Origin of the sequence: Sorangium sp. So ce1153 (assembly GCF_051521595.1) — a bacterium.
Classification (GTDB): Bacteria; Myxococcota_A; Polyangia; order Polyangiales; family Polyangiaceae; genus Sorangium.
In genome coordinates this window covers 1809456-1833131 of sequence record NZ_CP150361.1, presented here as the reverse complement: position 1 = coordinate 1833131, position 23676 = coordinate 1809456, and the positions used below count along the sequence as shown (strand labels likewise).

16 protein-coding genes are annotated in these 23676 nt (G+C 73.7%); 13 read left to right on the top strand and 3 right to left on the bottom strand.

Annotated features, from left to right (window positions below):
- The first annotated feature begins 28 nt into the window (after positions 1–28).
- The 10 genes from WME85_RS06580 (at position 29) to WME85_RS06535 (ending at position 13905) form a co-directional block, all read left to right on the top strand.
- Positions 29–2458 carry a hypothetical protein gene (locus tag WME85_RS06580; protein ID WP_437836198.1) on the top strand — a complete coding sequence of 810 codons (2430 nt, stop codon included), beginning with the start codon at positions 29–31 and terminating at the stop codon, positions 2456–2458.
- Between the two features lie 512 nt (positions 2459–2970).
- Positions 2971–5562, top strand: a complete 2592-nt coding sequence (locus WME85_RS06575) for a TonB-dependent receptor (protein WP_437836195.1) — start codon at positions 2971–2973, stop codon at positions 5560–5562.
- A gap of 226 nt (positions 5563–5788) precedes the next feature.
- Positions 5789–6298: a chemotaxis protein CheW gene (locus tag WME85_RS06570; RefSeq protein WP_437836193.1), complete on the top strand. Its 510-nt coding sequence runs from the start codon at positions 5789–5791 to the stop codon at positions 6296–6298.
- On the top strand, positions 6295–6822 hold the full coding sequence (locus WME85_RS06565; RefSeq protein WP_437836190.1) for a response regulator: 528 nt from the start codon (positions 6295–6297) through the stop codon (positions 6820–6822). Before WME85_RS06570 ends, WME85_RS06565 begins: the two co-directional genes overlap by 4 nt.
- Position 6823: 1 nt before the next feature.
- A complete protein-coding gene (locus WME85_RS06560; RefSeq protein ID WP_437836188.1) occupies positions 6824–7222 on the top strand; it encodes a hypothetical protein in 399 nt (132 codons plus the stop codon).
- Between the two features lie 53 nt (positions 7223–7275).
- Entirely contained in the window at positions 7276–7857 is a 582-nt protein-coding gene (locus WME85_RS06555) for a YfiR family protein (protein ID WP_437836187.1), read from the top strand.
- A gap of 134 nt (positions 7858–7991) precedes the next feature.
- Complete coding sequence (locus WME85_RS06550) at positions 7992–9560, top strand: methyl-accepting chemotaxis protein (RefSeq protein ID WP_437836185.1); 1569 nt, start codon at positions 7992–7994, stop codon at positions 9558–9560.
- Entirely contained in the window at positions 9544–11763 is a 2220-nt protein-coding gene (locus tag WME85_RS06545) for a response regulator (RefSeq protein WP_437836183.1), read from the top strand. Before WME85_RS06550 ends, WME85_RS06545 begins: the two co-directional genes overlap by 17 nt.
- The gene (locus tag WME85_RS06540) at positions 11760–12710 is read left to right on the top strand and encodes a chemotaxis protein CheB (protein ID WP_437836181.1); all 951 of its coding nucleotides are present in this window, start codon (positions 11760–11762) and stop codon (positions 12708–12710) included. Before WME85_RS06545 ends, WME85_RS06540 begins: the two co-directional genes overlap by 4 nt.
- On the top strand, positions 12700–13905 hold the full coding sequence (locus WME85_RS06535; protein ID WP_437836179.1) for a CheR family methyltransferase: 1206 nt from the start codon (positions 12700–12702) through the stop codon (positions 13903–13905). Before WME85_RS06540 ends, WME85_RS06535 begins: the two co-directional genes overlap by 11 nt.
- Before the next feature lie 207 nt (positions 13906–14112).
- On the opposite strand, the gene WME85_RS06530 is transcribed toward WME85_RS06535, so the two are convergent.
- The gene (locus WME85_RS06530) at positions 14113–14901 is read right to left on the bottom strand and encodes a hypothetical protein (RefSeq protein WP_437836177.1); all 789 of its coding nucleotides are present in this window, start codon (positions 14899–14901) and stop codon (positions 14113–14115) included.
- Positions 14902–15089: 188 nt separating this feature from the next.
- On the opposite strand from WME85_RS06530, the gene WME85_RS06525 reads away from it, so the two are divergent.
- Positions 15090–15911, top strand: coding sequence for a DUF4339 domain-containing protein (locus WME85_RS06525; RefSeq protein ID WP_437836175.1), 822 nt, complete (start codon positions 15090–15092; stop codon positions 15909–15911).
- 399 nt (positions 15912–16310) lie between these two features.
- On the opposite strand, the gene WME85_RS06520 is transcribed toward WME85_RS06525, so the two are convergent.
- Complete coding sequence (locus WME85_RS06520) at positions 16311–16577, bottom strand: hypothetical protein (protein WP_437836173.1); 267 nt, start codon at positions 16575–16577, stop codon at positions 16311–16313.
- A 635-nt stretch (positions 16578–17212) separates the two neighbouring features.
- Here WME85_RS06520 and WME85_RS06515 point away from each other — a divergent pair.
- A complete protein-coding gene (locus WME85_RS06515; protein WP_437836170.1) occupies positions 17213–18670 on the top strand; it encodes a glucose/sorbosone family PQQ-dependent dehydrogenase in 1458 nt (485 codons plus the stop codon).
- Between the two features lie 94 nt (positions 18671–18764).
- Here the strand turns inward: WME85_RS06515 and WME85_RS06510 are convergent, their stop codons facing one another.
- Positions 18765–21806, bottom strand: a complete 3042-nt coding sequence (locus WME85_RS06510) for a carboxypeptidase regulatory-like domain-containing protein (RefSeq protein ID WP_437836168.1) — start codon at positions 21804–21806, stop codon at positions 18765–18767.
- 384 nt (positions 21807–22190) lie between these two features.
- Here WME85_RS06510 and WME85_RS06505 point away from each other — a divergent pair, with 384 nt between their 5' ends.
- On the top strand, positions 22191–23630 hold the full coding sequence (locus WME85_RS06505) for an endonuclease/exonuclease/phosphatase family protein (RefSeq protein WP_437836166.1): 1440 nt from the start codon (positions 22191–22193) through the stop codon (positions 23628–23630).
- Positions 23631–23676 lie beyond the last annotated feature (46 nt).

Below are 23676 nucleotides of genomic sequence, written 5' to 3'. Positions count from 1 at the left end.
CCCCATGGTGGAAGGCGATCACGGCGCAGTGCATCCAGCGTCGCAGCCCGGCGCCGCGGGCGCGGCTCTTCCAGCGTCGCGGCCCGGCGCCGCGGGGCCGCCGGCTGACCCGCCCGCGCCGCTCGCCTCGGCCGCGCCCGCGTCACTCGCCTCGGCCGCGCCCGCGTCACTCGCCTCGGCTCCCCCGGCACCGCTCGCCTCGGCTCACCCCGCGCCGCTCGGCTCCCCCCGCGCCGCGCCCTCCCCCGCCCCCTCGCCCCTGCGCGCCCTCGCCGCGCGCGCCGCCCCCTACGCGCCCGCGCTCGTCGCGAGCGGTTTCCTCGGCGCGCTCTGCATCCGGGCGGTCCTCGATCAGGCGGGGCGCCCGGCCCTGCCGCTCGACGACGCGTTCATCCACATGCAGTACGCCCGGCGGCTCGCGGAGGGCAGCTTCTTCAGCTTCGTCGCCGGCGACGGGTACTCGACCGGCGCCACCAGCCTGCTCTGGCCCGTGCTGCTCGCCCCCTTCTACGCGCTCGGCCTGCGCGATCTCTCGCTCGTCTACGCGATCTGGGCGCTCGGGCTCGTGTTCCATGCGGCGCTCGCCGTCGAGACAGCGCGTCTCGCCCGCCCCCTCGCCGGCCCCGCGGCGGCCGCCGGCGCGGGCGCGATGTGCGCCGGGTTCGCCGCGTTCGCCTGGTTCGCGTGGAGCGGCATGGAGACGGTCGCCTTCGCCTGGATCCTCACCCGCACGGCCCGCCTCGCGGCCTCTCTCTGCGAGCCAGCGCCGCCGGAGCCCGCCGGGGACGGCGCAGCGCCCGCGCACGACGGCAACGAGCCCGCCACCGCGCCGCCCCCCGCCGCCGCGCCGCCCACCCCCACCGCCTCGATCGCGCGCGCCCTCGCCCTCGCCGGCTTCGTGGCGCCCCTGCTCCGCCCCGAGGGCGCGCTCGCCTCCCTGCTCGCCGCGCTCGCCCTCGCCGCCGCGGCGCCGCGCCCCGCGCCCCTCCCGGCGCCCCCTCCAGCGCACCCCTTTCGCCGCCTCCGCGCCGCGGCCTCTCGCCTCCTCGCCGGGCGAAAGCTCGCCGTCGCGCCGCTCCTCGGCCCGCTCGTCGTCCCCGCGCTGAACCAGCTGCTCGCGGGCCACGCGACCTCCTCGACGACCGCCGTCAAATGGCTCGTCGGCAACCCGACCTACGACGGCCCGACGCTCCGCGCCGCGATCCTCGAGAACATCCGCCTGCTCGCGACCGACGTGATCAACGGCGGCCAGTGGACCGCGGTCTTCCTCCCCGAGGGCTCGGCCGCCGTCATCGCCCTCGGCGCCGTCGCGCTCGTCGTGGCGGCGCACCGCCGGGGCCGCCCCGCGCACGCCGCCGTCGTGGCCGCGCTCGCGCTCGGCACGCTGCTGCCCTGCACGTACCTGAGCTTCCTTTGGAACCGCGTGCGGTACGTCTGGCCCTTCGCCCCGGCGTGGATCGTCATGGCCGCGTGCCTCGCCCGCGAGCTCGGCGACGCCGCCCGGCGGCTCCGGCGCCCGATCCACCACGTGACGCCGCTCGTCGCCGGCGCGTTCGCGGGCGCCCTCAGCGCGCGGATCCCGTGGGCCGTCCACGACCTCGCCAACTCCGCGCGCGCCATCGATCGACAGCAGGTCTGGCTCGGCCGCTGGGCCGCGCTGCACCTGCCCGAGGACGCCAGGATCGGCGTGAACGACACCGGCGCGCTCGCGTACTTCAGCGGCCGCAGGACCTTCGACATCGTGGGCCTGACGACCGAGGGCGAGGCGCGTTACTGGGTCGCGGGCGCGGGCTCCAGGTTCGAGCACTACGAGAGGCTGCCCGCCGAGCGCCGGCCGACGCACTTCATCGTCTACCCGCACTGGATGGCGTGCCCGCCGGTCCTGGGCCGCGAGCTCGTCGACGCCACCGTCGAGGACCAGGCGATCCTCGGCGGCACGACCATGGTGGCCTACGAGGCGCGCTGGTCGCTCCTCGGCTCCGGGGCGCTGCCAATGCGGACCGTCCCCGGCGAGCGGATCCTCGACGAGATCGACGTCTCGGACCTCGAGTCCGAGGCAGCCCACGCCTACGCGCTCGAGCCGCTCGCGGACCAGCGCAACGTGGCGCTCGCGCTCCTCGCGCCCGAGAGCAGCGCGCCCGGCGAGCTCGACCCCTCGCGCCTGGAGATCGCCGACGGCGGGCGGTTCCACCGGACAGCCGACCGCTTCGTCGCCCACCTCGTCGCCCTCCCCTCCGAGGCCCGCCTCGTGCTCCGCGTGGCATCGGACGAGGGCGCCGAGCTCGCGGTCTCCGTGGCGGGCGAGGAGGTCGGGACCGTCGAGGTGCCGGGCGGCCCCTGGGTCGAGCGGGAAGTGCCCTTCCCCGCCGCGCGCCTGTCGGGCCCGACCCCGATCGCGATCACCTTGCGGCGCGGCTCCGGATTCAACGCCTTCCATTACTGGATCGCCGGACGGTGACGCAGGGCGCCGCGCCAACGGCCGCCGGAACACCACATCTCCTCACAGAAGCGCGTCGCGCCGCCCGGCACCATCTCTCCAGAACGCGCCCACGAGCGCTCGGGCTCTCTCACCCACGAGAAAAAGCAGAAATTTCACAGGGAGGCGGGGAGGCGGGGAGCGAGAGACGGCAAGAGAAAGAACCTCATTTTTTTCTTCCTCCCCGCCTCCCCGCCTCCCTGTGAAATTTCTCCGGTTTTCAACGTGATGGTGTTCCAGGGACAAGCATTGACGGAGCCTCGGGTTCGTGTAGCATCTGGATATTCATAAAACTTTGCAGTCACCATTACACTTCTTTGAGGGTGATCCGGGGAGAGAGGGCGGGCAGCGCCGGCGCATCGCGGCGCCTGCGAACCGTGGAGTGGTCAGCGGATCCGGGCGATTCCGGGGCTGAGGAAGCCGGCATGCCGGGTCGGCTCGTGGCGAGCATTCGCTGAGCTCGCCGTCCGGTGTTCGAATGAGAGGGGGAATTCATGCGGAGATCGGCGCTGCTCTTCTATCTGCTCCTTTCTCCGACATCGATGGTCAGCACATCGTGGGCACAGGAGCCTGCGCCTGTGACGGCCGCGCCCGCACCCACGCCCGCGCCCGCACCCGCGCCCGCCACGCCCACGCCCACGCCCACGCCCGCCGCTGCGCCCATCGCCGCGCCCCCGGCCGGCGACGGCACGGCCGCAGCCGCTGCGCCCATCGCCGCGCCGCCTCCGTCCGGCGACGGCAAGGCCGCAGCGGGCGCCGCTCCAGAGCCCTTCCCCTCGACCCCCGGCGCGCCCCAGGGCTCGGTCCTCCCCTACACCGGAGCGCCGCTGCGCCACGTCGAGGAGAGCAGCCAGGGACAGTTCCTCTCGCTGGAGCTCGAGGACCTGCTCAACGTGAAGGTCTCCTCCACCGGCTTCTTCGAGACCGAGAGCAAGACCACCACGGGCCAGGCCCGCATCTACGACGCGCGCCTCCTCAAGCTGTATGGCGTCCGCTCGCTCGACGATCTCCTGCAAGCCCACCAGCCCGGCGTCGTCATCGGCGAGCACGACCGCACCTCGCGCCTCATCGGCGTGCGCGGGGTCCTCATCGACAACAACGCCAAGACGCTCGTCCTGCACGACGGCGTGACGACGAACATGCGCGCCCACTTCGGCGCCATCGGGAGCACGCTCGCCGTGCCGCTCACCGGGGACATCGAGAAGGTCGAGGTCATCCTCGGCCCCGGCGCCATCGTCCACGGATCCGGCGCGATCAGCGGCTTCGTCAACGTGCTCCGGCCGACCGGCATCACCCGCCCCGGCCTCTGGGGCAAGGCCTCCTACGCGTCTGGCGACACCCGCACCCTCGAGGCCAGCTACGGCGGCCTGCTCAGCGAGAAGCACAACGCCGATTACTTCCTCTACTTCGGTTACGCCGACAACGAGGGAGAGGAGCCCCCCGCCCCCCGGACGAACACGGGCGACATCTACGGTCCGGGCTTCGCCGGCGTCACCACGTCTCCCTTCCTGCACCACACGCGCGTCAACGCCCTCGGAGAGCCCGTCTACAAGGGGTTCGGGCGCTTCCGCTACGGCTCCGAGCGCAGCCTGGTCAACGTCGATCTGCGGCTCGACTACGCGCAGACATCGATGATGGGCAACGCCCCGAACAGGAAGACGACCCTCGACGAGGCGAAGGGGCAATGGGCCGACAGCAACAACGGCCACGTGCGGACCCGGAGCGCCGCCGTCACCCCCGAGATCCATGTCCGCCTGTCCGAGGCGCACAAGATCGAGCTGACCCCGACCCTCTCGGCCTTCGAGACGACCCTCGTCCCGGCCGACTGGCTCGTCCGCGAGGTGGAGAGGCAGCCCGGCGCGGTCGACGGCGAGGGCTCGATCTCGACGGCCGGCTTCGGCGAGGAGCACCGGGACCTCAAGGTGGTCTACAAGACGACGGCCCTGCCGCACAGCCAGCTCGCGCTCGGCGCCTCCGCGAGCCACAAGCGATTCGATGGCCACAGGTCCCGCTGGGGGCGGCTCCACGGGATCGCCTTCGAGTCACCCGAGCGCTTCTCGTGGACCGAGCTCGCCGTCTTCGGCGAGAACACCGTCACTTTCCGCGATCTAACGCTCTCCGCCGGCCTGCGCTTCGATCACACGAGCTTCGGCGAGCTGCGCCTGCGCAGCAACAACGAGGACCTCTCGCGCGAGATCGAGCCCGTGAGCAGCCCCTCGTACCGCGTGGCGGCCGCCTACGCGATCAGCGACACGCAGAACGTCAAGCTGTCGTACCAGACGGGCTTCCGCTTCCCGGACGCCGCCTACTTCAACTGGCTCGAGCAGTACAACGCCGCCTTCGAGGACGAGCCGATCGCGCCGCTGCCCTCGCTCCGACCCGAGTCCTCTCGCCTCGCCGAGATCGACTATTTCATGGGCCTCTTCGACAGGCGCCTCGCCCTCGACGTCTCGGCCTTCTACGCCCGCTACGAGGACACCCTGGGCTGGGTGTCGTGGAGCGACGTGCGGCCGGACGACTACGAGGACCACGTCGCGGGCAACCCCAGGCACCCCTCCAGCGGCGACTGGTGGGGGAGCTTCACGAACAGCACCACCGACGTGAACGCCGTCGGCGGCGAGATCGGCGTGCTCGGCGACCTCGGCGGCGGGTTCGCGGGCGACGTCTGGTACAACGTGACGAAGCCGTTCGGCGCCGAGGGCCTCATCAACCTCCTGACCAGCTGGGACGCCGAGACCTGGGCCAACTACCCCATCCACCTCGTCAAAGGCCACCTGAGCTATACCGCGCTCCGGTTCACCGCGGGGGTCGCGGCGACCTTCCGGACCGGCATGAACAGCCACGGCACCAGGGAGGCGCCCGCGGACGACAGCGAGGACCTGTCGCCGAGAGACCGGCTGTACGCGCGCTCGGCGCTCAACCTCGACGCCTCGGTCTCCTTCTCGCCGCTCGAGCACGTCTGGGTCTCCGTGTTCGGCAAGAACCTGACGTTCAACAAGGTCCCTCCCCCTTCCTACGCGTCGCACCGGTTGATCCTCACGACAGGTCACCCCTACGTGGGCGCCTCGGCCGAGGTGGCCTATTGAAGCCCACCAGCGCGCCCGCGGCAGGAGCGCTGGCGCCGGATCGGGCATGAGCTGCGGGCATGTAGGCCGGCACTGTAGGCGCCTCTGGCGCAACGCAGCAACCGGCCCGCTCGAGCCCGGCCGAGTCGGAGCAGCGCGGCTGGTGCGGTGAGAGATCTCCGGATCTGCGCCGCCGGCAGCGAAAGCATCTCGTCGTCCTCAGCTATCGTGATAAATCCAGGCAACCTTGTCCGAAGCGCTCGATCAGGTTCAGGAGCTGCTCGACCTGCGCGGCGACGCCCCGGACAGAGGTCCGCGCGAGAGGGCCGTTCTCGACCTCCTGCTCTTCGAGCTCGGGGCGATGACCTTCGCGCTCCGCGCGCAGCAGGTGGAAGAGGTGATCGGGTGGCGCGCCCCCTCGCCGCTGCCGCGCGCCGATGCGCGGGTGATGGGCATCCTCCAGGACCGGGGGAGGATCATCGTGATCGTGCCGGCGCCGCTCGCGGAGCCGGCGGCCGCGCCGCTCCGGGTCGTCGTCTGCCGGACGCCGCGCGGCTACCTGGGATTGCCGGCGGGCAAGACGCGGTGTGTGGCCGCGGTCAAGGTGTACGGGGAGCTCTTGCCGAAAGCTGTGGTCGACACGAGCGAGGGGGTAGTAACCTTCCTCGATGTGACCCATCTGCTCGACGCTTCCGGGGGCGCGCCGCAGCCGGTCGCCGCGCCCCGTGAAGACGAGGGCGCGGGGCCGGGGCGATGAGCGATCAGCCGAGCTCCCGATCGCCCGCGTCGCCCGCGTCGCCCGCGCCGAAGGGCAAGCCGACGACCGATCCCCAGGTCGACGAGGCGGGAGGGCCGGTGAGCGCGGCGCCGCTGTCGCGGTCGCCGCTGAGCGCCTCGCCCGGCGCCGCGGCGAGCGCGCCTGTGCTGGTCATCGACGACAGCGAGATCGCCCGAGAAGAGGTGTCCCGCGTGCTGCGCTCGGCCGGCTTTCAGGTCGTCGCGCTCCCTTCCCCCATCGGGGCGACGCAGGCCATCGTGCGGCACCAGGCGCGCATCGTCGTCGTCGACATCTTCATGCCCACCATCCGCGGGGACCGGCTGCTCACCCTGTTCCGGAAGAACCAGCGGCTCGGGCACCTCAGCGTCATCCTGATGTCCGGTCACTCCGAGCAGGAGCTCGAGAAGCTCCAGCTCGAGGTCCAGGCGGACGCGGTCATCTCGAAGCGCCACCTCGACCGCCTGCCGGCCCTGATCAAGCGGCTCGCCGGCAAGGATCGGTGACATGGGGGCCGTGGTCGCCATGCTCCACGCAGGGCTGCGGTGCGCGTTTCCGGCGCGGCAGGTCCTCTCCGCGGAGGGCGGCCCCGCGCCCGAGTCCGCGGGAGGCTGCCCCGCGCCCGAGCGCGGCGCCCGCCTCTGGGAGGACGCCGGCCGCGATCGAGCGATGGCCGCGGCGCCCGAGCCGGCCGCGCGGTGCGTGCGCGTGGCGACCGGCGGCGGCCCGAGGGCGATCGCCTGCTCGCACCCGAGGCTCGCGGAGGTCGACCGGGAGCGCGTGTGGCCGCTGCCGGAGCTCCTCGCGGACGTCCTGCGGCTGCCGCACGTCGTCGGGCTGGCCGAGATCGACGGCGCGCTCCACTGGGTGATCGACGCCCGCCGCCTCCCCGCCGACAGCGCCTGATGCGGCGCCCGTCGAGGATGCGGTCGATGTCGTTCAAGGCTCGCCTGAGAAACATGGTGTCTCCGAGATCCTCGATTCGCGTGCTGATCGCCCTGGCGCTCCTCACCACGGTGAGCGCCGAGAGCCACTCTGCCCCTTCCGTTCCGTACGAGCTGCGAGGCGCGATCATCCTGCGGTCGCTCGGCTACGAGAGCGGGTTCGCGAGCCGGGCGGGCACGGCCGTGCTCGCGGTCGTCGGGGGCGAGTCGGGCGAGAGCGCGGAGGACGCGAGCGCGATGGCGGCCGTGCTCTCGAAGCTGGCGGCGAAGACCACCGTGGCCAGGCGGCAGGCGACCGTGCTGCGCGTGAAGTACAGCTCGAAGGCCCAGCTCGAGGAGGCGCTGCGCGCGGGCGGCGCCGAGGTCGTCTACGTGGCGCGCGGGCTGGCCGCCGCCATCCCGGAGATCCCGCCGCGGGAGGGCGCCGTGGTCCGCATCGTCGTGTGCGGCGACGGGGACGACGCGAAGCGCGGCTGCGACGTGGCCGTGGGGCTGGCCGGCGCCAAGCCCGAGCTCCTGCTCAACGTGAAGCACGCCAACGCCATGGGCCTCCGCTTCGACCCGCAGCTCCTCCGTCTCGCCCGCATCGTCGACTGACACCCTCGATCCGCCGGCCACCGCTCCTTCGCTCCCACATCGCACGTCGCGCCTCGGTCCACCTCGATAGCCGTCATCCCTCATCGTCGCCGTCATTCATCGTCACCGTCAGCCCGTCAGCCTGTCAGTTGATCATGCGCAATTTCCGCTCCATCCGCTGGAAGATCGCTGCCCTCGTCGCGTCGGTGGCCATCGTGCTGTCGGCGCTGGATCTGTGGCTGATCCCCGACCGCACCGCGCGGGCGAGCGAGGCCGAGCTGCGCGAGCGCGCCGGGATCCTGGCCACGATGCTCGAGGAGCCCATCGGCGTGGCCATGGACCTCGAGCAGCCGCCGGAGACCTTCCCCGACACCCTGCGCACCGCGATGACCGATCCGCTGGTGAGCTGGGTCGCGGTGTACGACGCGAAGGGCGAGCGCATCGCCGCGATCGGGGCCGCGCAGGCGCCCGGGACCGCGCGGGGGGTCCAGGGCGGGGGCGACGCGAGCGTCATCGCCAGCGAGGCCCCGATCCGCTCGCGGAGCAGCGATCGCCAGCTCGGGACGCTGGCCGTCGGGCTGCGGAGCGACCGCATCGCGCAGCGCCGCGCCGACTCGCGCCGGACCATGGCCCTTCAATCGGCGGGGGTCGTGCTGCTCGGACTCGGCCTCGCCTGGGTCGTCTCGGCGCGCATGACCCGCTCGATGGCGCACATCAAGGAGGCGGCGGATCGCATCGCCCGCGGCGACGTGTCGGCGCGGCTGTCCCTCAGGATCTCCGACGACGAGCTCGGGGACATGGCGAGCGCCTTCGAGCGGATGAACACCCAGCTGCGCGAGCTCCAGGAGACGGCCGCGCGCGTCGCGGGCGGCGACTTCACCTGCAAGATCACCGGCGACGGGGAGCTGTTCGCCGCGTTCCGGGCCATGGTCGCGAGCCTGCAGGAGCTCGCCACGCGCATCGGCAACACCTCGTCCGAGGTCGCGTCGGCCGCCGCCGGGATGTTCTCGTCGGTGCGCGAGCAGGAGACCACCGCCAACCAGCAGAACGCCGCGCTCGAGGAGATCCGGCGCACGGTGGAGGCGCTGACCGCCAGCGCGGATCACATCGCGAAGGACGCGGCCACCGTGCACGAGATGGCGCAGCGGAGCCTCGTCAGCGTCCAGCACACGGCGGAGCAGACGCGCCTCGTCAGCTCCCACTCGGGCCGGATCGGCGAGATCCTGTCGCTCATCCAGAGCATCGCCGACAAGTCGGACCTGCTCGCGCTGAACGCCGCGCTCGAGGGCACGAAGGCCGGCGAGGTGGGGCGCGGGTTCTCGCTGGTGGCGGCGGAGATGCGCCGGCTGTCCGAGCACGTCATGGACTCGGTGCGCGACATCCGCAAGCTGGTGGCCGACATGCACGCGGCCTCGCACGCGTCGGTGCTCGCGACCGAGGACGGCATCAAGCTGGCCCGCGACACGGCGGCCGCGGCCGCGAAGATCTCGGACGCCGTGGACCACCAGCGCGAGGGGACGGCGCAGGTGAAGACGGCGATCGTCGACATCGTCGGGGCGGTGAACGACACGCTCACGAGCAGCGCGGACGCGACCCGCTCGGCCGAGTCGCTGCTCCAGCTGTCGCACGCGCTCAAGACGACGGCGCGGGCGTTCCGCGTCAAGCCGGCCGGCGCGCGGGGCAGCGGCCCGGCGGCCGCGGAGGCGGATGAGGAGCCGGGCTGACCTCGTCGCCGCGTTCCACCGGGCCATGCCGGACCGCGTCGCCCAGGCGACCGACCTCTGGCTCGGCTACGAGCACGGCCAGGCCGGCAACCTCCCGGTGCTGCGCCGCCTCCTGCACACGCTGAAGGGCGAGGCGCACATGCTGGAGCTCCTCGAGTGCGGCGACCTGGCCGAGCTCGCGGAGAGCGTCATCGACGCGGCCCGGTCGAGCCGCGGCGGGCGCCCGACGCAGCTCACCGGCGACAGCATCCTCGGCGCCCTGGAGGCGCTCGGGCTCCTGTCCGCGAGCCCCGGCGAGGAGACCGCGCTCGACCTCGAGGGCGTCAAGGCGACGCTCCGGGCCGCGCACGCGGCGCTCGAGGGCGGGGACGCGCGCGGGCCGACGGCCGACGAGCTCGCGCCGCGGCGGCGCGACCAGGCCGCCGAGAGCGTCGCGCCGCCGCGGCTCGACCGGGCCGCCGAGAGCGTCGCGCCGCCGCGGCTCGACGCCGAGCTCCCCGCGCGCGGCGCGCCCCCGGACCAGGCCGCGCCCGCGGCGCTCGACGCGGCGGCCGTCGGGGCGCTCGTGCAGGAGCTCCAGCGGCTGCACGGCGAGCGGGAGGTCCTCCAGCGCCGGCTCCGGGAGGCCCAGCGCATGCTGCGCGCGCTGCTCGTGGAGATCGACCCCCGGGGGGCAGGCGTGGATCGCGTCGCGGAGCGCATCACGAAGACGCTCGGCTACGGCGCCGAGATCGAGCGCGCGCTCGGGGCCGTCCGCGCGGACTGGTCGAGCAACGAGTTCGCGGCCGGGCGCGCGCTCGGCGAGCTCGACGAGGTGGTCCGGAAGGCGTCGGTGGTGCGCACCGAGCGCCTGCTGAACCAGGTGTCGCTCGCCGCCCGGAGCGCGGCGCGCATGCTGGGCAAGGACGTCGAGGCGCGGGTCGAGGGGACGGGGCTCCTCGACGCGCAGGTGGAGCGCCGCCTCGAGCCGGCGCTGCTCCACCTCGTGCGCAACGCCATCGACCACGGCATCGAGCCGGCGGACGTCCGCGCGCGCCGCGGCAAGCCCGCGCGCGGGACCGTGGCGGTGACCGTGGTCCAGACCGACGCCGCCGTCCGGGTCGAGGTGAGGGACGACGGCGGCGGGGTCGACTTCACGCGCCTGCGCGAGGTGCTCGCGCCGTCGGTCCAGGACGTCGCGTCCCTCGAGGACGCCGAGCTCGTCCCGTACCTGTTCGCGCACGGGCTCACGACGAGCCGCAGCGTCGGCGCGATCTCTGGCCGGGGCGTCGGGCTCGACGTCGTGGCGCGCGAGATCGGCGCGCTCGGCGGGCAGGTCCGGGTCGAATCGCGGCCCGGGCTCGGGACGACGATCCTGCTCGTGGTGCCGAAGAGCCTCCACGGCGAGGAGGTGGTCCCCATCTCCGGCGGGCGCTTCCGGTGCGCGGTGCCGACGCACGCCGTGCGCTCGGTCGTGCTCCTCGACGAGGTGCTGCACACCTCGGACGGGCCGCGCTTGCGCCTCGCCGGCGAGGCCAGCGCGGAGCTCGTGCCGCTCTTCTCGCTCGCGGCGCTGCTCGGCGACGCGGGCCAGCCCGCGCCGGGGGACGCGGCGCTCGTGCTGCACCACGCCGCCGGCCTCTTCGCGGTGAGCGTGGGCGGCTACGAGAACCCGCGGCCTGTCTCGCTCGTGCGGTCGGAGGAGCTGCCGTTCACCTCGCCGCTGGTGCGCGGCGTGGCGCCGACGGCGGACGGCGAGGCGCTCCTGCTGCTCGACGTGGAGCGGCTCTTCGCGTGCGCCCGGCAGGCGCCCCGGGAGGCGCCCTCGGCCGCGGCCGCCGCGCCGCAGCGCGAGCCGCTCGCGCTCGTCGTCGAGGACGCGCCCGTCGCGCGCGAGCTGCTCTGCGGGATCCTCCGGGCGCTCGGGCTGCGCGTCGAGGAGGCGAGCGACGGGCGGGAGGGGCTGGCGCTGGCGCGGGCGACGCCGCCCGACGTGGTGCTGACCGACCTGGAGATGCCCTACATGGGCGGGCTGGAGATGGTGGCGGAGCTCAGGCGCTCGCCCGCGCTCGCCCGGGTGCCGGTCGTGGTGCTGACGACGGCGGCGGACGAGCCGAACGTGGCCGCGCTGCGCGGGCTCGGCGTGCGGGCGGTGCTGTCGAAGCAGCGGTTCGTCGAGGAGGAGCTGCGCCAGATCATCGCGACGAGCCTCGGGGGCGCGTGACGGCGCGGGTCTTCATCGCCGACGACTCGGACATCGCCGCGGCCCTGCTCGAGGCGATCCTGGAGGAGGACGCGGGGATCCGCGTGGTGGGCCGGGCGCGGACCGGGGCGGAGCTCCTTTCGCACCCGGCGGCGGCGATCGCCGACGTGGCGCTCGTGGACCTGCTGATGCCCGAGCTCGACGGGCTGTCGGTGATCCGGTCGGTGGCGGCGCGCGCGGCGGTCGTCGTGGTCAGCTCGCTGCCGCGCGGCTCGCCGGCCGTCCGCGAGGCGCTGGCGCAGGGCGCGAGCGACAGCCTCGAGAAGCGCGCCCTCGCGAGCGCCCCGGGCCGCGCGCGTCTGCGCGCCGCGGTGCTGCGCGCGGCCAGGCGGCCGGCGCCCGCGGGGCGGGGCGGGCCGGTGCTGCTCGTCGCGGGCTCGACGGGGGCGATCCCGGCGCTGGAGCAGCTGGCGCGGGGGCTCGGGCACGTCGACGTGCCGGTGCTGATCGTGCAGCACATGCCGGACGGGCGGGAGCGGGACCTGGCGCGCGCGCTCCGCGGCCTCGGGGCGCGGGCGCGGGCGGCGCGCGCCGGGGACGCGCTCTCGCCGGAGTTCCTGCTGGCGCCGTCGGGGAGCCACATGGCCATCGACGCGCGCGAGCGGATCCAGCTGACGGGCGACGGGCCCGTGAACGGGCACCGGCCGTCGGCGGAGGTCCTGCTCGCGTCGGCGGCGCCGCTCGCCCGGCGGGTCGTCGCGCTGGTGCTGTCGGGGCTCGGGAGCGACGGCGCGCGGGCGCTGCCGGAGCTCTCGGACCGGGGGGCCCGCTGCTTCGCGCAGGAGCCGTCGGAGTGCAGCGCGCCGGACATGCCGCGCGCGGCGCTCCTCGCGTCCCCGCGCGTGAGGCCGATCCGCATCGCGGATTTCGTCGAGCTCGCGCGGAGGTCGGCGCTCCGTGAGGGGTGATCCGCTGCTCGAGCGCGCGCTCGCGCGCCTCCTGTCGCCCAGGCTGGGCCACGCGCCGTCGCGGTGGCCCGAGACGCTCTACCTCCACCTGCGGGAGCGCGCGTCGGCCGCGGGGCAGAGCGAGGCGGCGTACGTGGAGCGCGTGGGCCAGGCCAGCGAGGCGGCCCCGCTGGCGATGCTGCTCGACGCCGCGACGATCGGGCACACGGCGGCTTACCGGCACCCGGAGCAGTTCGAGCGGCTGAAGCGCGCGATCACCGGCGCCGGCCTCGCGGGGCGGCGCCCGGGCCCGCTGCGGATCTGGTGCGCGGGGTGCTCCACGGGCGAGGAGGCCTACAGCGCGGCAGAGTGCGCGGAGGCGGCGGGGGTGGACGCGGCGGTGCTGGGCACCGACGTCAACCCGGTGGCGATCGCGGTGGCGCGGAGCGGCCTCTTGCCGCAGCGCAGCGCGGTGGGCGCGCCCTTGCCGGCGGCGTGGGCCGGGCGCGTGCCGGAGGCGCTGCGGCGGCGCGTGCGCTTCGAGGTCGCGTCGCTGACGGCCGCGCAGCCGGCGCTCGGCGCGGGGCCGTTCGACGTCATCTTCTGCCGCAACGTGCTGATCTACTTCGAGCGGGAGCAGGTCCCGCGCCTGCTCGCGCGGCTCGCCGCGGAGCTCGTCCCCGGCGGCCATCTCATCCTCTCGCCGGCGGAGGGGATCTTGCCGCTGCCTCCGGAGCTCGGCCGCGGTCCGGCGCCGGGGTGGCTGCAGCTCGCAGAGGGCGCCGACGCGCCGCCTCCGCCGAGCCGGAGGGCGCCGGGCGCCGCGGCCGCGGAGGGCGCGCCGCCGAGCCGGAGGGCGCCGGGCGCGGCCGTCGCGGAGGGCGCGCCGCCGAGCCGGAGAGCGCCGGGCGCGGCCGTCGCGGAGGGCGCGCCGGCGCAGGCGCCCGGCGTGGAGGAGGCCGCGCGGCTGCTGAGCGCCGGGCGCGCCGCGGACGCGGAGCAGGTGCTGTCGGGGCTGCTCAACGCGGATCCGGAGCACCTCGAGGGGTGGTTCCTGCTCGGGGAGGCGCTGCTGGCGAGGGGCGAGCGGGCGCAGGCGCGGGCGGCGTTCCTGCGGGTGCTCCGCTGCTCGACCGGGGGCGCGCGCGGCGTCGACGCGGAAGCGCTGCGGCGCGCGGCGGCCCGGCGCGCGGAGGCGCTGCGCGATCCTCGCTAGCTGCCGCGCCTGCGCGGAGCGAGCCCACAGGGAGGCGACAGCGCAAGCAGGGCGTCGCCCTGTCTCGCGCCCTCGCGCCCTCGCGCCCTCGCGCTCACGCCTTCCTGGTGAGGCCCGCCAACACCCGATCTCCGGCGTCGCGTCCCTGGCGCCCTCGCGTCGCCTCGGCGCTCGCTCGTCGTCCGCGTCGAACTCCCCCGGCTGCCGTCACTTCTCCGCGGGCGCGGCGCCCGGCAGCGCGATCGAGATCTCGACGCGCCCCGGCGGCAGCTTGCTCTCCGTGAGCGCGGCGCCCGCGGGGTCGTGCTCGGCGTGCCCGACCGCGTGCAGCCGGGCTCCTGGCACCGAGCACTTCGCCTCGACGGCCTGCGCGACGCTCGCGGCTCGGGCCGCGGAGAGCGCCCACGCCGTCGTATAGGCGCCCTGGAGGGCGGGCGGAACGGAGTCCGGAGGACCGCTGACCGCGCCGACGCGGATCGGCCCCTGGCCGGCCGTCGAGAGGGCGCCCGCGACCTGGCACAGGAGGCCTTGCCCTTGCAGGCTCACGTCGGTCTTGTTGGCGACGAACACCGCGCTCTCCGGGAGCGCGACGAACGCCTGTCCGTCCACGACCGCGAGCGCGGCGACCCCTTTCTTGATCTGCCTGTCGAGCTTCGCCGCGAGCTCGGTCTTGAGCTGCTCCACCCGTTCCAGGCCCGACTTCTTCACGGCCGCGGCCTGCTGCCGCTCCGCCTCGAGCTTCTCCACCTCGGCCGTCTTCGCCTGGAGCTCCCCGCGCACCTGGCTCAATGTCTGATCGAGCTCTTTGGCCTTCTGGTTCGACCTCTGTTGCTCCTGAATCAAGAGCAAGTGAGCGCGGCGAAGCGGAACATAATATGCCGCCACGAACGTCGCGCTCGCGACGAGGAGGATCGCCGGCGCCACCCGGACCCAGCGCGAGAAGCTGGAGGTTCCAGCGCTGGAGCCGGCCGCGCTCCCCTCACCCCTCGTGCTCATGAATGCCTCCATGTTCCGCTCCACCCGCGGGCGAGGATACCGACACAGCGCGGATCTCGCCAGCGCGACGGATCGCGCCTCATGCATTGCAAAAATCCGCACCGCCTCGAAAGCGCGCCGCGGCTCATGTCGGTGTGTACAGGTGCGCTCGTGTCGTGGCATCCTGCGCTCCGCAAGGGAGGATCTTCATGAAACCGCCGCCCCTTCCGGCCAGGCGCCCTGCGCCGCCCATCCCGGCGACCGACGAGCGCGAGACCCTCTGGCACGTCGCGATCGCGCCAGACGACATCAAGGTGCTCACGTTGGAAAAGCTCGACGATCTGTTTCGCCTCGACCTCATCGACGAGTCGACGAAGATCTGGCGCCCCGGGATGGCCACGTGGCAGCCGCTCGGCGTGGTGGCCGGGCTCGACGCGACGCCTCCGGAGCCGGCGCGGGCCCCGGCTCGTCCGGCCCCGGGTCGGCCGGCCCCGGGTCGGCCGGGCCCGGCGGTCCCTCCGGTGCCGCGGGCCATGGATTCCGATCATCCGACGCCGGTGGTGTCGAGCCTGTCGGCCAGCGCGCTGCTCGGGCCGATGGACGGCTTCACGAACATCGTGACGCGCACGGAGGTGGCCGCCCCGCCGGCGTCGATGCTCGCGGCGTCCCGGCCCACCCCGCCGCCGCCGATGGCGATGGATCCGCTGGCGATGATGTCGGCGGTGCCGGCGATGAATCCGATGGCCGCGATGTCGGCGACGGAGCCGCTGACCGCACAGTCGCTGAAGGACACGGTCCGCAGCGGCCCGCGCGCGCGCGACACGGGGCGAGCCCAGCGCCTCACGCTGGCGCTGACGATCGTCGCGGGGCTGATGGTGACGCTCTACCGCAATGACGTCCTCCTCGACGCGGCGCGCTCCGCCGGGCGAGAGAAGGTGTATCTGAAGGTCGAGTCCGCGCTCGGCGGGCCCGCGTTCGGGACGCCGCGCTCGCTGGAGAAGCTCGGCGTGGCGTCGGAAAAGGCGCGGTAGAAGGCGCCCGGCGTCTCCCCGCCTCCCCTGCCCTCACCACCGCTGCGATGCAGCGACCCGCGCCGCCCGCCGCGCGGCGCGGGGTGACAAGGCACCTCGCTGCTCGGCAGGTGCACCCGTTGCAAACCGTGTGTCGGTAGATGCACTGGTAACAGTCGCACGGGCCCCTTGAGGCTTCGCGGCGCGCTGGGCCGCTCCGCGAAGTCCGCGCCCGACGCCTCTCCGCCGCGCTCCTCCAGGGAGCTCCCGCTCTCGGGATGGCCGCTTCGCCGGCCGCACCGCGCGGCTTCAGCTTGAACACGAAGGTGCGCGCCGGCATCCCGATGAGCTCCGCCGCGCGCGTCTGCACCCCGCCCGTCGCCTCGAGCGGCTCCTGCATCCGCCGGGGCTCGAGCTCCTTCAGCTCCTCGGCGTTCGGCCGGAACCGCGGCGGCGCGGCCGGCGGCACCGCGGCGGCGCGGCCGGCGGCGACGACGGCGCGCCCTCGGCCACCTGCGCGCCCCCGGCCGACGGCGCGCCCCCGGCATACGCCGCGAGGGGTCGACAGCGCGCCTCGGAGAGCTCGACCGGCGCCTTGCCGCCCCGGGCGCGGGCCTCGGCAAGGAACAGGCGCGCCACGATCGGCACCTCGCGCGGCCGGTGCCGGAGCGGCGGCAGCTCGACCACCGCCGTGAGCTCCGCGCTCGCGGGTGCGACAGCGCTTCCGCCACCCGCTCCCGACGCGGGAACGCTTCGGCCGTGACGCTCGGCGGGCTGCCGCGAATGCCGCAATGTCTGTGCCACTGGGTCGGCTCGTCAGGACTGTGCTCCTCGCCGCGTTACAGCTTTCTCGCGCGTCGTCCGCAATACATCCTCCGTGCATCGATGGGCGTTCGCCCGAGGTGACTTGATCGCGCCGCGGCCGCCTCATTGGGATCTCCCTCGGGCGGTGCGGTGGCGCTCGTGCTGAAAGCTCCCACAGGGCTGCGATGAGCCATCGATTCCGCACGCGTCTCTCTGGGCATGGCGCATGACGCAACCGCAGCGTCATGCGCGCGCCGTGTCATTCCCCTGCTGCACAGATTGATGTTGACAAGCAGGGGGCACCTCTGACCTTCTATAATTAACACCTTATCCTAATCGGGGGACGACTTACCGGACGCCATGCGATCCCCGGTTTCACCTGGAATTTTTCTCATCGCGCCCGCCGCTCCCCGGAGCGGCGGAAACAGGTAAGCACCATTTCTTGAACGAAACAGTGAGGTAGTTGTATGTCGCTATTCATCACACGCGGCCCAGCTGTTTTCCTGGCTCAGGTTGGTTTGCTCACCACGGCTTCGTGGAGCTTCATCGGATGTGCCCCCGCGGATCCTCTGGATGGTCCGCTCGGAGCTGACGACCAGGCCGTCGTCAGTGAGCCCGACGACGACTGCGAGGAGGACGCCGCCGGCGAAGATGCCTTCGCTTCGCGCGAGATCACACGAGACCTCGCGTATCCCATGCGGCTCGTCTGGGGGCCTGACAATTTCCTGTGGTTGACCGAGCGCACCGGGAAGCGCGTCGTGCGCGTGAACCCGGCGGACGGCGCGCGAACGACCGCGATCACCATCGATGAAGTGTTCCAGTCGGGTGGACAGGACGGGCTCCTGGCCCTCGCCCTCCACCCGGATCTGCTCAGGGGGAAGGGGAAAGATTACGTGTACGTCTCCTTCACGTACGACGTCGATCCAGGTCCAGCGGTGGACCGCAGGACGAAGATCCGCCGCTACACGTACAATCCGGCGACCAAGACCCTGGGGAGCCCCTCCGATGTCATCACGGGCCTGCCGGGGAGCGACGATCACAACTCCGCGCGGCTGCTGTTCGGCCCCGATCGCAAGCTTTATTACACCATCGGGGATCAGGGGAACAACCAGTTCGCCAGGAAGTGCAACCCGATCCGCGCGCAGGAGCTGCCCACGGCGGCCCAGGTCGCGGCGCAGGACTGGTCGACGTACGTCGGCAAGGTCCTGCGGTTGAACCTCGACGGCTCCATCCCGCACGACAACCCGCGGATCGACGGCGTCCGCAGCCATGTCTACTCGTACGGCCACCGCAACCCGCAGGGCCTCACGTTCGGCAAGGACGGCAAGCTGTATTCGAACGAGCATGGGCCGAAGAGCGACGATGAGCTGAACCTCATCAAGCCCGGCAAGAACTACGGCTGGCCCCACGTGGCCGGCTATCAGGACGACCAGGCCTACACGTACGACAACTGGTCGGCCTCGAGCCCCACGCCGTGCGAGGAGCTCGTCTGGAACGACTACGAGGCGCCGCCCTCCGTCCCGCAGCAGGAGGAGAGCGCCTGGAGCCACCCCGACTTCAAGGAGCCGCTCCTCACCTTCTACACGGTCCCGGACGACTACGACTTCTTCAATCCGGCGTGCGGTTTCCTCCAGTACATCTGCTGGCCGACGATCGCGCCCTCCTCGCTCCATTACTACCCCACCGGGCGACACGGCATCCCCGGCTGGGGGAACTCTCTCCTGATGACCGCCCTCAAGAAGGGCGCCATCTACAAGGTGAAGCTGAGCGCGAACGGGAAGAGCGTGGTCGGCGAGCCCGTCGAGCTCTTCAAGAGCACCAACCGCTACCGCGACCTCGCGTGGAGCCCGGACCGCCGCACGCTCTACGTGATCACGGACACCGCGGGGAACACGAGCTCACCGGAGGGAGGGGCCACGACGGCCCTCGAGAACCCCGGAGCGATCCTCGAGTTCAAGTACACGGGATCGCACTGAGCCAGCATCGGCGTCGCGGAGCCTGCGTCGCCCCGGCGCAGCTCCGCGATCCCGCGCCGGGCCGGGGACCCAGGGCGCCGCTCGGGCGCGGCCCTCACCGCGGAGGGCCGCCAGGGGGCGGCGCGATCCCGGGCATCTGCAGCTTACCGGCCGTGATGGCCACGCTCGCCCCGCGCGAGAGCCCGAGCGTCACCTGGGCCCCCGCCGGCACGGTGGTGAGCGGGCGGTAGAGATACCCCATCTTCCCTCGGACATCGTGGCCGTCGACGGACACGATCACGTCGCCCACCTGGAGCCCGGCGAGCGCGGCGGGCCCGCGCGGGCGCACCTCGAGCACCTCGAAGGTCTGCGCGGCCAGGTCGACATCCGGCCCCCCGTTCTCCTTGATCGCGAACCCGAGATCGCCAGGCTCGTCCCCCAGCTTGATGCGGCGCTTCGGCAGGACGACGCGCCCCACGTCGGTCACCGCGCCCGGCTGCGCCTCCACCGGGAGCACCGCGGCGTCGTGGGGCGAGCTCATCGGATCGGACGGCATGCAGAGGAGCACGACAGGCCCCGAGGGGGTCTGCTTCACCTCGAAGCGCCCCGACGCGTCCGAGAGGTTGTCGTCCCGGAAGCCGCCGTGGCCCGGGGCGGCCATTCCCTTGCGGGGGACCACGTCGATGCGCACCCCGGCGACCGGCGCGCCGTCGTCGAGCGACACCACCTGCCCTTTCACCGAGGCGAGCGGGACGAGCGCGAGCACCACGCCGGTCCGCTGCTCCCCGGGCGCGAGCGAGATCTCCACGGTGGCCGTCCCCTCCGCCGTCGCGGTGGAGACCTCGTATCTCCCCTCCGGGAGATCGCCGATCGTGAACGAGCCTCCGGTGAAGGCGAAGGACTCGGAGCGGAAGAGCATCGACGCCTGGTCGGCCGCGAGGACGGTGAACTGCTCGGGCACCTTCCCGGACGCCACGGTGAGGGTGCCCGAGATCGCGCCGGCCGGCTTCAGGGTGACCGTCACGCTGTCGCCAGGGCTCACGTGCTCGACGAAGGCCTCGCCCCCGCCGTTGCGGTAGGCGTGGACCGTGTACGCGCCCTGGCGCAGGCTCCCGAGGGCGAACTTCCCCTCGGGATCGGTGAGCACCGCGGAGCGCGCGAAGGCGCCCCACCGCGCCCTGGCCGCGTTGCTCGCCCCGGGCGGGGCGGGGCCCTCCGCCTCTCGCTCCGCGTGGACGAAGGCGTCCGTCACCGGCTCGCCGATCTCGTCGACGACGCGCCCGTGGATCTCGCCGTTCCGGCGCGCCACGACCAGGGTGACGCGCGCGCTCTTCCCCGCCTCCACGCGCGCGTGGACCCCCGGAGACTCCGCGTCGAACGGGCCTGGCCCCCGGGGCCCCTCGCTGACGGAGACGCGGTAATCGCCCGGCGGGAGCCCCGCCTGCGCGAAGCTCCCGTCGTCGAGGGAGGTCGCCATCCGGATCGGAGGTGGTCGCATCATCATTCCCACCGCCGCGCCGGGCTGCGTCCCCATGATCGTGATCTCGACGCCCGCGACGAGCTTGCCGTCCGCGTCGGTGACGGTCCCCTCGATCGCGCCGCCGCGATCGACGACGATCGTCACCTCGGGGGCGTGATCGTCGCGGAGCTCGACCTCGACAGGCTCGGGCTCGGCCTGGCTGACCGGGCGCGCCATCACCATGTACTTCGCGGGCGAGAGCCCCTTCAGCGCGAAGGTCCCGTCGGCCTCGGTCGAGGCGAGCGCTCCGGGGGCCCCTCGGGATCCCATCATCGCGGGCGCGTACGCGTGGACGGCGGCGCGGACCGGGTTCTGGTCGCTGTCCACGACCCGGCCGCGGATCGTCAGCCCGGCGCGCACGGTCCACACGAGGTCCTCGACGTCCGCGTCCCCCACCTCCACGGCCGCGTAGCTCGGCTCGGACACGTGCTGCGCGCAGCCCACGAGCACCTCGTACGTGCCGCGGAGCAGGCCCTCGAAGAGCACCGTGCCGTCGGCCTCGATGGCGGCGACCTCGCCCCCGTCGTTCGCCTGGCTCAGCAGGCTGACGTGCCCGAGCGTGCACGGCGCGCCGTCCGGCGCGATCTCCACGCGGCCTGCGACGACACGCGCGGGGTGGACCTCGATCACCACCTCGCTCGAGGTCTGGCCCACCCCGAGGAGCACGCTCTCGCGCGCCTGGCCGATCTTGCCGAGCGCGCGGGCGGCCAGCTTGTAGCGCCCCGGCGGGAGCCGATCGAGGCGGAAGCGGCCCTCTGCGTCGCTGCGCGCGACGGGGACGCCGGGCGCGTCCCTCCCCCACCCCCCGCCGTCATCGAGGGTGACCTTCGCCCCCTCGACCGGCGTCCCGGTCCCTGCCTCGACGACCCGCCCGACGAGCGCGGACGCCGGCGTCAGCAGGAGCTTGAGCGGAGGCCCCGGCGCCACGCTCTGCGCTGCTCCCGCCGCGTACCCGTCGGCCTCGGCGCGCGCCCCGTAGGGCCCCTCGTCGATCCACGCGGCGTAGGCGCCCTGCGCGTCGGCCCTGGTCACCACCGCGCCCGGCCCTGACGCGAACGAGGTGATCGCGACGAGCGCTCCGGAGACGGCGCCGCCGCCGATGTCCTCGACGTGCCCCTTCACCTCCACCCCGCCGGCCGGGAGGACCAGGTCGACGCCGGTGCGCGCCTCGCCGGCGCCGAGCGCGACGAAGGGGGCGCGGGAGCCGTCGGGGGCGGCGTAGTACGCCGGCCGGTGACCCGGCGCCGAGGCGGAGAGCGTCCAGCGCGCGGGCGGGAGGCCGGAGAGCGTGTACCGCCCGTCCGCCGCGGCCTGCGCGCACACCGGCTCGCGCGTCTCGGCGAGCGACAGCGGGTCCGGCGGCAGGAGGGCGCACACCAGGGCGCCGGCGACGGGCGCGCCCGCGGGCTCGGCGACCCGCCCGGCGATGCTCCCGGGCTGGCGAGACCGCGGCTCCCGCGCGCGTTGGCGCGCCTTTCCTCCTCCTCCTCCGGCCGGCGCGGCGCTCGACGGCGGCGACGCGGCGCTGTCCGCCGGCTCCGCGGCGGGGCGGACCCACCAGGCTCGGACGAGGAGCACCAGCAAGGCGAGCCAGAGCACGCCGATCACCCCCACCGTCCTGGTCCACGGTCTCTTCATGACGCTCCCCCTGGTCCCCTCGCGCGAGGCCGCCACGATAGGGCACCTGGGGGGCGCTCGCAGGGCGAGGAGCACGCCGCCGTCGCCGCGGCGCTCCCGGCAAGCGTCGGTCGCCTTCCGTCCTTCGCCTCGCATCTTCCACGGTGGCCGCCGGGAGGCGGGGCGCGTTGCGATGTGCGCCCGCTCCGCACAGGAGGGTAGTGCTGTCATTTGAACATGAAGGCGGTAAGGCGGGAAGAAAATCTCAATGATCTTCCCGCCTTACCGCCTTCATGTGAACCCTCTCTGGGCAAATGACAGCACCACCCACAGGAGGGCCGCGGTCCCGGAGATCGAGGGTGTGCTGGCGTTCAGGCCTCCTGGCGCGCCCTCGTTCATGCTCTGATGGCAGGAAACGCAGGAAAGGTCTGGTGCAACGAGATGCGTGAGTCGTCCTCCATGCCCCTGGGGCGCCCGCTCCTGCGGCTTTCATGGCTCCTCCTGTCCGCGCTCGCGGGCGCTGCGTGCGCGACCGATCCGCCGCCGGGGGGCGTGGAGGATCACGCGTCCTCGACATCGTCATCGTCCGGCGCCCAGGGCGGCGGCGGGCAGGGAGGGGTCGCGGAAGGCGGCGGCGGCGCCGGTGGCGAGGGCGCCGGTGGCAGCGGTGGTGAGGGCGGCGCCGGTGGCGAGGGCGGCCCTGGCGGCGTCGGTGGCGGCACCAGCGGCGCCGGTGGCGAGGGCGGCTCTGGCGGCGCCGGTGGCGAGGGCGGCCCTGGCGGTGCCGGTGGCGGCACCAGCGGCGCCGGTGGCGAGGGCGGCTCTGGCGGCGCCGGTGGCGCAGGCGGCTCTGGCGGCTCTGGCGGCGCCGGTGGCAGCACCAGCGGCGCAGGCGGCGCCGGTGGCGCAGGCGGCTCTGGCGGCTCTGGCGGCGCCGGTGGCAGCACCAGCGGCGCAGGCGGCGCCGGTGGCGCAGGCGGCTCTGACGGCGCCGGCGGCACCGGCGGCTCTGACGGCGCCGGTGGCGGCGGCGAGCCGCCCTCGACGGTGCGCGTCCGGCTCATGGCCGCGAACCTCACGAGCGGCACCCGTCAGAGCTACGACCCCGGCCACGGCCAGCGCATCATGCAGGGCCTCGAGCCGGATATCGTCCTGATCCAGGAGTTCAACTACGGCGACAACCGCGCCGCCCAGATCCGCGACTTCGTCGACGAGACGTTCGGCGCCACGTTCAGCTACTACCGCGAGGATGGCGCGCAGATCCCGAACGGGATCGTGAGCCGGTATCCCATCCTCGAGTCCGGCGAGTGGGACGACAGCTCGGTGAGCAACCGGGACTTCGCCTGGGCGCGCATCGACATCCCCGGCCCGATCGACCTCTGGGCCATCAGCGTCCATCTCCTGACCTCCGGCTCGGGCGTGCGCCGGACCGAGGCGCAGCAGCTCGTCGCGGCCATCCAGGACACCTTCCCCGAGGGCGATTACCTCGTCATCGGCGGCGACTTCAACACCGACAACCGGAGCGAGCCCTGCATCTCGACCCTGTCGGAGGTCGTCGTCACGTCGAGCCCCTACCCCGCCGACAGGAACGGAAACACGGGCACCAACGCCAGCAGGGGCAAGCCGTACGACTGGGTGCTCGTCGACGACGATCTCGACCCGCTCGAGACGGCTGTCGTGATCGGCGGGAGCACCTTCCCGAGCGGCCTCGTGGCGGACACGCGCGTCTATTCGCCGATCGGCGAGCTCAGCCCCGCCCTCGCGACGGACAGCGGAGCCGACTCGATGCAGCACATGGGCGTCGTGCGCGACTTCCTGCTCCCGGCCGACCCGACGCCCCCGTAGACCCGGCGCGCGGACGGGCCGCCGCGCTGAGCCGCGGTGGTGCCGC